The 9,487-nt window shown below is 74.3% G+C and carries 1 protein-coding gene; it reads left to right on the top strand.

All coding sequences use genetic code 11. The features are described from left to right. The coding region (locus ACZ4TR_RS16225) for an SDR family NAD(P)-dependent oxidoreductase (protein WP_465287763.1) at positions 1–9,479 on the top strand (9,479 nt) is incomplete at its 5' end. Positions 9,480–9,487: the final 8 nt, after the last annotated feature.

Raw genomic sequence — 9,487 nt, 5'->3', positions numbered from 1 at the left:
TGTTGGCGTCAGACCCCACAAGGGAGTCTTTGGGGGCGCCCAAAACACGAAAGGCCACGTTGGGGCGCTCGGGTCCGGTGCCGCTGCTGCTGTCCGGGCGGAGCGCGGAGGCGCTGCTCGAGCAGGCCGGGCGGCTGGCCGAGGTGGTGGCTACGGAGGACGTCCACGACGTCGCGTGGTCGCTGGGGACCACGCGGTCGGCTTTCGAGCACCGGGCCGTCGTCGTCGGCGCCGACCGGGACACCCTGCTCGGCGGGCTGAGCGAACTCGCCGTGCGCGGGGTCGCCGGGACGCCCGGCAAGACCGTGTTCGTCTTCCCCGGCCAGGGTTCGCAGTGGGTCGGGATGGCCCTCGAACTCGCCGAAGCCGCGCCGGTGTTCGCCGACCGGCTCGCCGAGTGCGCTGCCGCACTTGCACCGTTCGTGGACTGGCAGCTGACCGACGTCCTGGGTGACGCCGAGATGCTCCAGCGGGTCGACGTCGTGCAGCCGGCCTGCTGGGCGGTCATGGTGTCGCTCGCCGCGTTGTGGGAGTCCTTCGGCGTCCGGCCGGAGGCCGTGATCGGGCACTCCCAGGGCGAGATCGCCGCCGCCTGCGTCTCCGGCGGCCTTTCGCTGGAAGACGGCGCGCGCGTCGTCGCGCTGCGGAGCCAGGTGATCCGGACGTCGCTGGCGGGCCGGGGTGCGATGGCATCGGTGGCCCTGCCGGCCGAAGACGTCGAACTGCTGCTGACCGAATACCCCGGTCTGTCGGTGGCCGCGCTGAACGGCGCCGCCGCGGTGACCGTCTCCGGCGATCCCGGCCAGGTCGACGCGCTGGTGGCCCGCTGCGCCGCCGACGGCGTCCGGGCCCGCAAGGTCCAGGTCGACTACGCGTCGCACTCCGCGCACGTCGAAGCGATCGAGGCCGAGCTCCTCGACGTCCTCGCACCGGTCTCGCCGGCGACGGCGCGGATCCCGTTCTACTCGACCGTCACCGGCGACTGGCTCGACACCACCGAGCTGACCGCCGCGTACTGGTACCGGAACCTGCGGCAGCGCGTGCTGTTCGCGCCCGCCACCGTGGCGCTCGGCGAGCAGGGCTTCGGCGTGTTCGTCGAGTCCAGCGCGCACCCCGTGCTGGGCACCGCGATCGCCGGGACCCTCGACGACGTCGTCGTCACCGGCTCACTGCGTCGCGACGAGGGCGGGCTCGCCCGCTTCCTCACTTCGGCCGGGGAGCTGTGGGCGCGCGGGGCCGAAGTGGACTTCTCGCCGGTCCTCGCCGGTGGGTCCACTGTGGATTTGCCGACTTATCCGTTCCAGCGCGCGCGGTACTGGCCGACGCTGCCCGGCCCGGGTGACGTCGCCGCGGCCTCGGACGCCGCCGACGCCGGGTTCTGGTCGGCCGTCGAACGCGACGACGCCGGCGACCTGGCGAAGACGCTCGGCCTGGACGCGTCCGCCGTCGAAGGCCTGCTCCCCGCCTTGGCGGCCTACCGCAGGCAACGCCGAGAAGAATCCACAGTGGACAACTGGCGGTACCGGGTCGGCTGGCAGCCGGTCACCGTCGAGGCCTCGCCGCGCCTCCAGGGCACCTGGCTCGTCGTGCGCCGACCGGACGACGAGACGGCGGTGCCACTGGACCGCTTCGGTGCGGAAATCGTCACCGTCGAGGCCGAGGTCGGCGTCGACCGCGCCACACTGGCCGAGCGGATCGGGGACGTCGAACCGGCGGGGATCCTGTCCCTGCTGGGCACGGACGAGTCCTATCGCGGGCTCGTCGACACGCTCACCCTGATCCAAGCCCTCAACGACCGGGACGCTCCCTTGTGGACGTTTACCCGGGGTGCCGTCTCGACCGGCAAGGCCGACGGGCTGCGCAACCCGGCCCAGGCGCCGGTGTGGGGTCTCGGCCGGGTCGCCGCCCTCGAACACCCCGGTCGCTGGGGTGGCCTGCTCGACCTGCCCGCGGACCTCGACGAGCGCGCGTTCGCCCGCGTGGCCGCCGCGCTCACCGGGGACGAAGACCAGGTCGCCGTCCGCGCGTCCGGGGTCTTCGCCCGCCGGCTCCTGCGGTCTCCGCTCGGTTCGGCGACCCCGGACCGCACCTGGACGCCGGAAGGAACCGTGCTGGTCACCGGCGGTACCGGTGGTCTGGGCGCGAAGGTCGCCCGCTGGCTCGCCGGTCGCGGAGCCGAGCGGCTGGTGCTGACCAGCCGCCGTGGCGCGGACGCCCCGGGCGCGGCCGAGCTGTGCGAAGAACTCGCCGCGCTCGGTGCCGAGGCGACCGTCGTGGCCTGCGACGTCTCCGACCGAGACGCCTTGGCCGCCGTGGTGGCCGAGTACCCGCCGACCGCCGTCATCCACGCCGCCGGTGTGCTCGACGACGGTGTGCTGTCGGCCCTCACCCCGGACCGGCTGGCCGCGGTGCTCGAGCCCAAGGCCCTGGCCGCGTTCCACCTGCACGAGCTGACCAAGGACCTCGGCCTGTCGGCGTTCGTCTCCTTCGCGTCGACGGCGGGGGTCTGGGGCGGGCCCGGCCAGGGCAACTACGCCGCCGCCAACGCCTACCTCGACGCGCTCGCCGAACACCGGCGTTCGCTCGGCCTGGCCGCGACGTCGATCTCCTGGGGCCCGTGGGCCGACACCGGGATGGCCGACGCCGCCGCCGTCGCCGAACGGCAGCGCCTGGGTGGCATCCACGCGCTCGACCCGGAGCTGGCGATTTCGGCGCTGCAGCAGGCCCTCGACCACGGCGAGACCACCCTGACCGTGGCGGGCGTCGACTGGGCGCGGTACGTGCCGTCGTTCACCGCCGTCCGGCCGAGCCCGCTGCTGCTCGGCATTCCCGAGGCGCGGCAGGCGATCGAAGCCGCGGGGGAGAAGACCCAGGGCGTCGGGCTGACCGAGCGCGACGTGCTGGAATTCGTCCGGACCCAGGTCGCCGGGGTGCTCGGCTACGCCGGACCGGGCGACGTCGAGCCGAACCGCGCGTTCACCGACCTCGGGTTCGACTCGCTGACCGCGGTCGACCTCCGCAACCGGCTCAGCGCCGCCACCGGCCTCAAGCTGCCCGCGACGCTGATCTTCGACTACCCGACCACGACCGCCCTGGTCACGCACCTCAAGGGCGAGCTGGGCGGCCCGGCCGAGGTCACGTCCACAGTGGACGTCACCCCGGCGAGCGTCGAGGACGACCCGATCGCCATCGTCTCGATGGCGTGCCGGTTCCCCGGCGGCGTGCGCTCGCCGGAAGACCTGTGGGCGCTGCTCTCCGGAGGCGCGGACGCGATCACCGACTTCCCCGGCGACCGCGGCTGGGACCTCGACGCGCTCTACGACCCGGACCCCGACCACCAGGGCACGTCCTACACCCGCCGCGGCGGGTTCCTCGACGGCGCCAGCCGGTTCGACGCCGCGTTCTTCGGCATCAACCCGCGCGAAGCCCTGGCGATGGACCCGCAGCAGCGCCTGCTGCTCGAGACCGCGTGGGAAGCCGTCGAACGCGCCGGGATCGACGCGACGTCGTTGCGCGGCGGCCCGGTCGGCGTCTTCGCCGGCTCCAACGGGCAGGACTACACCCCGCTGCTCGCGCTCGGCGACGACGAGGGTGTCGAGGGCTACACGATGACCGGCAACGCGGGATCCGTGGTGTCCGGCCGGATCTCCTACGCGCTCGGCCTGGAAGGCCCGGCCGTCACGGTCGACACGGCCTGCTCGTCTTCGCTGGTCGCGGTGCACCTCGCCACGCGGGCGCTGCGGTCGGGCGAGTGCTCGCTGGCCCTGGCCGGCGGTGTGACGATCATGTCCACCCCGTCCGGGTTCATCCAGTTCAGCCGCCAGCGCGGCCTCGCGCTCGACGGCCGCTGCAAGGCGTTCTCCGACGACGCCGACGGCACCGGCTGGGGCGAGGGCGCCGGGATGGTGCTCCTGGAAAGGCTGTCCGACGCGCGCCGCAACGGGCACCCGGTGCTCGCGCTGGTCCGCGGAAGTGCGGTCAACCAGGACGGCGCGTCGAACGGCCTGACCGCTCCGAACGGACCGTCGCAGCAGCGGGTGATCCGCGCGGCGCTGGCCGACGCGCGGTTGACACCGTCCGAAGTGGACGCCGTCGAAGCGCACGGCACCGGCACGGTGCTGGGCGACCCGATCGAGGCGCAGGCCGTCCTGGCCACCTACGGGCAGGACCGCGACCGGCCGCTGTGGCTCGGCTCGGTCAAGTCCAACATCGGGCACACGCAGGCCGCCGCCGGCGCGGCCGGGATCATGAAGATGGTCCTGGCCCTCGGCCACGACCTGCTGCCGAAGACCCTGCACGCCGACGTCCCGTCGTCCCATGTGGACTGGAGCACCGGCGACGTGCGACTGCTGTCCGACGCCGTCGAGTGGTCGCCCGACGGGCACCCGCGCCGGGCCGGGATCTCGTCGTTCGGCGTGAGCGGCACCAACGCCCACGTGATCGTCGAGCAAGCCCCGGAAGAGGCGCCGGTGGCCGAACCGACGTGGTCCGGTCCGGTGCCGTGGGTCCTTTCGGGACGGTCCGAAGCGGCGTTGCGGGCCCAGGCGGCTCAGCTCGCCGAGCAGCTCGAGACAGGGCAGCGACCGGCCGACGTCGGCTGGTCCCTCGCGACCGGCCGCTCGGCGTTCGAGCACCGCGCCGTGGTGATCGGCACCGAGACCGAGGAGCTGCTGCGGGGCCTGCGCGACCTCGCCGACGGACCTCTCCCCGGCCCGACGAGCGAAGGCCGGATCGGGTTCCTCTTCACCGGGCAGGGCGCGCAGCGGCTCGGCATGGGCCGCGAGCTCTACGCCGAACACCCGGTGTACGCCGAGGCGTTCGACGCGGTGTGCGCGCACTTCGACACCGAGCTGGACCGGCCGCTGGCCGACGTCGTCTTCGGGGACGAAGGCCTGCTGAACGAGACCGGCTACACCCAGCCGGCCCTGTTCGCGGTCGAGGTGGCGCTGTTCCGCCTGCTGGAGTCCTGGGGCGTGCGGCCCGAGTACCTGGCCGGGCACTCGATCGGCGAGCTGGCCGCCGCGCACGTCGCCGGCGTGTTCTCCCTCGCCGACGCGTGCCGGCTGGTCGCCGCGCGCGGCCGGCTGATGCAGGCGCTGCCCCGCGGCGGCGGCATGCTGGCCCTCACCGCTACCGAAGACGAGGTCACCCCGCTGCTCACGGACACGGTGAGCATCGCCGCGATCAACGGGCCGACGTCGATCGTGGTCTCCGGCGACGACCTCGACGGGATCGAGCAGCACTTCACCGCGCTGGGCCGCAAGACCAAGCGGCTCACGGTGTCGCACGCGTTCCACTCGCCGTCGATGGATCCGATGCTGGCCGAGTTCGCGAAGGTGGCCGAGCAGATCACCTTCACCGAGCCGAGCCTGCCGATCGTGTCCACGGTGACCGGTGCGGCCGCGTCCCTGCTCACGCCGGAGTACTGGGTCGGCCAGGTGCGCGCGGCCGTCCGGTTCGCCGACGCCGTCACGACCCTGCACAACCTCGGCGTCAACCGGTTCGTCGAGATCGGGCCGGACGCCGTCCTCGCGCCGATGGTCGAGGCGGCCGTGGCGGTCCCGACGTTGCGCAAGGGCCGCGACGAGCGGGTCACCCTGCTGGCCGCCGTCGGCGAGCTGCACGTCCACGGGCAGAGTCCCGAGTGGATGGCGGTGTTCGCCGGGACCGGCGCGCGCCGCGTGGATCTGCCGACGTATGCGTTCCAGTACCAGCGCTTCTGGCCGCACCTGTCCGGCATGCCGCTGGGCGACGTCGCCGCCGCCGGGCTCACCGCGGTCGACCACCCGCTCCTGGGCGCGGCGGTCTCCGTGGCCGGGGCCGACGAGCTCCTGTTCACCAGCCGGCTCGCGCTGTCCACGCACCCGTGGCTGGCCGGGCACGAGGTCATGGGCCAGGTGCTGCTGCCGGGCACCGCGTTCCTGGAGCTGGCCGTCCGCGCCGCGGACCAGGCCGGCTGCGCCCGCGTGGAGGAGCTGACGCTGGCCGCGCCGCTGGTGCTGCCCGCCCGCGGCGGCGTCCAGCTGCAGTGCTCGGTCGGGACACCCGCCGAGGACGGGACGCGCGCCTTCACCGCGCACTCGCGGATCGAGGGCACCGACGACTGGGTCCTGCACGCCACCGGCCTGCTCGCCGTCGAAGCGGGAAACCCGGGCGAACCGCTGTCCGAGTGGCCGCCCGCGAAGGCGGAACCCCTTGCCGTGGACGACTTCTACGACACCTACGCGGCGGGCGGGTTCGCCTACGGGGACGCCTTCCGCGGCCTGACCGCCGCCTGGCAGTCCGGCGACGACGTCTATGCCGAGATCGCGCTGCCCGAATCGGCCCGCACCGACGCACGTCGCTTCGGACTGCATCCGGCCCTGCTCGACGCCGCGCTGCAGGCCCTGCTCTACCTGCCTTTGGCGGGGTCCGGGCAGAGCAGGCTCCCGTTCTCCTGGTCGGGCGTCACGCTGCACGCGTCCGGCGCCGACGCGCTGCGCGTCAAGCTCGGTCTGGCCGGACCGGACGCCCTGGCGCTGACCATCGCCGACGCCGCGGGGAACCCGGTCGCCACCGTGGACTCCCTCGCCATGCGCCAGGTCTCGGCGGACCAGCTGACGACCGAGCCCAGCGGGCTGCGCGACTCGCTGTTCCAGGTGGACTGGGTCCCCCTGGAAACCGGGTCCGAACCGGACACCGGGTCCTGGGCCGTGCTCGGCCCGGACCAGCACAAGCTCGGCGTCCAGCTCGGCACGTCCGGCCCGCTGGTGTCCTATGGGGACGTCGACGCGCTGGTGGCCGCGATCACCGGCGGCGCCACACCTCCCGAGGTCGTCTTCGCGCCGCTCGCTCCCACCGGCCGGACGGCGGACCTCCCGGGCTCGGTCCGGGCGGCCACCGGACTGGCCCTGGACACCGTGCAGCGCTGGCTGGCCGAAGACGCCTTGGAAGGCGCGAAGCTGGTTTTCGTCACCTCCGGCGCGGTGGCCCACCGCGGCGAGGTGACCGACCTGGCCAACGCCGGTGTCTGGGGCCTGGTCCGCTCGGCCCAGGCCGAGAACCCGGCGCGGTTCCTGCTGGTCGACGTCGACGGCAAGGAAGCGTCCTACGGCGCGATCCCGGCCGCACTGGCCACCGGCGAGCCGCAACTGTCCCTTCGCGACGGTGAACCGCACGCGGCCCGGCTGGTGCGCGCCGAAGCGGCCGGTGGTGTGCTCAGCGCTCCGAAGGACGGGCACTGGCGGCTCGACATCGTCGACAAGGGCACCTTGGAGAACCTCACCCTGCTGCCGTGCCCGGAGGTGGCCGCCCCACTGGCGGACGGCCACGTGCGGATCGCCGTCCGCGCGGCGGGCGTGAACTTCCGCGACGTCCTCAACGCCCTCGGCATGTACCCCGGCGAGGCCGGCGCGATGGGCCTCGAAGGCGCGGGCGTGGTCACCGAAGTCGGCCCCGGGGTCACCGGGCTCGCCGTCGGCGACCGGGTGCTCGGCATGTTCCCCGGCGCGTTCGGGCCGATCGCGGTCGCCGACCAGCGGCTCGTCGCCCGCGTCCCGGACGGCTGGTCGTTCGCCGAGGCGGCGTCCGTGCCGATCGTGTTTCTCACCGCCTACTACGCGCTGGTCGACCTCGGCCGCGTGCAAGCGGGGGAGACCGTGCTCGTCCACGCGGCCGCCGGCGGCGTCGGCATGGCCGCGGTCCAGCTCGCGAAGCACCTCGGCGCCGACGTGTACGGCACCGCGGGCGCCGGCAAGTGGGGCGCGCTGCGCGAACACGGCCTCGCCGACGACCGGATCGCCTCGTCCCGGACCCTGGACTTCGAGGAGCGGTTCCTCGCGGCCACCGGCGGCCGGGGCGTCGACGTCGTCCTCGATTCCCTCGCCGGGGAGTTCGTGGACGCGTCGCTGCGGCTGCTGCCGCGCGGCGGCCGGTTCCTGGAGATGGGCAAGACCGACGTCCGGCTCCCCGCCGACGTCGCCGCGGCCCACCCGGGCGTCGCCTACCAGGCCTTCGACCTCATCGAGGCCGGGCCCGACCGCATCGCCGAGATGCTGCGGGAGATCCTCGGCCTGCTCGGCCAGGGCGTGCTGCGGCCGATCCCGGTCACGGCCTGGGACGTCCACCGCGCCCCCGCGGCGTTCAAGCACCTCCAGCAGGCCAAGCACGTCGGCAAGGTCGTGCTGACCGTGCCCGCGCCGCTCGACCCCGAGGGCACGGTCCTGATCACCGGCGGCACCGGCGGCCTCGGCGGGCTGCTCGCCCGGCACCTCGTCACCGAGCACGGCGCGCGGCACCTGCTGCTCACCAGCCGCCGCGGCCTCGCGGCCGACGGGGCGGCCGAGCTGCGCGACGAGCTGACCGGCCTGGGCGCGACCGTCACCGTCGCGGCGTGCGACGCGGCCGACCGCGACGCCCTGGCCGGACTGCTCGCCGGAATCCCCGACGACCACCCGCTGCGGGCGGTCGTGCACACCGCCGGGGTGCTCGACGACGGCGTCGTCGGCTCGCTGGACGCGGCCCGGCTGGACAAGGTGCTGCGGCCCAAGGTCGACGCCGCGGTGCACCTCGACGAGCTGACCCGTCACGCCGACCTCACCGCGTTCGTGCTGTTCTCCGGCGCCGCCGGGCTGTTCGGCGGGGCGGGACAGGCGAACTACGCGGCCGCGAACGCCTTCGTGGACGCCTTCGCCACCCACCGGCACGCCCTCGGGCTGCCCGCGGTGGCTCTGGCGTGGGGCCCGTGGTCGGCTGCCGCCGGCATGACCAGCGGGCTGACCGAGACGGACCTGGGCCGGATGGCCCGCGCCGGGCTGCTGCCGCTGTCCGCCGAGCTCGGCCTCGCCCTGCTCGACGCGGGTGTGGCTTCCGGCGAGGCGGCCGTGGTGCCGATGCGGGTCGACCCGGTCGCGCTGGCGTCCTCGGGCGCTCCGCTGTTCCGGGGGTTCGTCACCGCTCCGCCGCGGCGGGCGGTCGCGGCCGTGGCGAAGGCCGAGCCGGCCGGCCTGGCCGAGCGGCTGGCGGCGACGCCGGTCGCGGACCGCGAGGACCTGGTGGTGGGCCTGGTGGCCGGCCAGGTCGCCGCCGTGCTCGGGCACGCGTCCACAGTGGACATCGACGCCGGCAAGGCGTTCAGCGAACTGGGCTTCGACTCGCTCACCGCGGTCGAGCTGCGCAACCGGCTCGGCGCGGTCGCCGGGCAGCGGCTGCCCGCGACGCTGGTGTTCGACTACCCGACGGTCGCCGAACTGGCCGGCTACCTGCTCGAAGCGATCGCGCCGCCGGCACCCTCGGCGAACGGCCTGGTCGACGACCTGCGCGGTTCGCTCGCCTCGCTGCCCGAGGGCTACGAGGGCCGCGAGGAGATCACCGAACGGCTGCAGAGCCTGCTTGCGTGGTGGACCGGCACCACCCCCGAAGAACCGCAGTCGGACGACGAAGTCGCGGCCGCGTCCGCCGACGAGCTGTTCGACCTGATCGACAAGGAGTTCGGGGCGTGACCTCCGAC

This window comes from Amycolatopsis sp. NPDC028719 (assembly GCF_055565395.1).
Note: the sequence above shows the minus strand (reverse complement) of the source record. Positions and strands in the feature narration are given on the sequence as shown.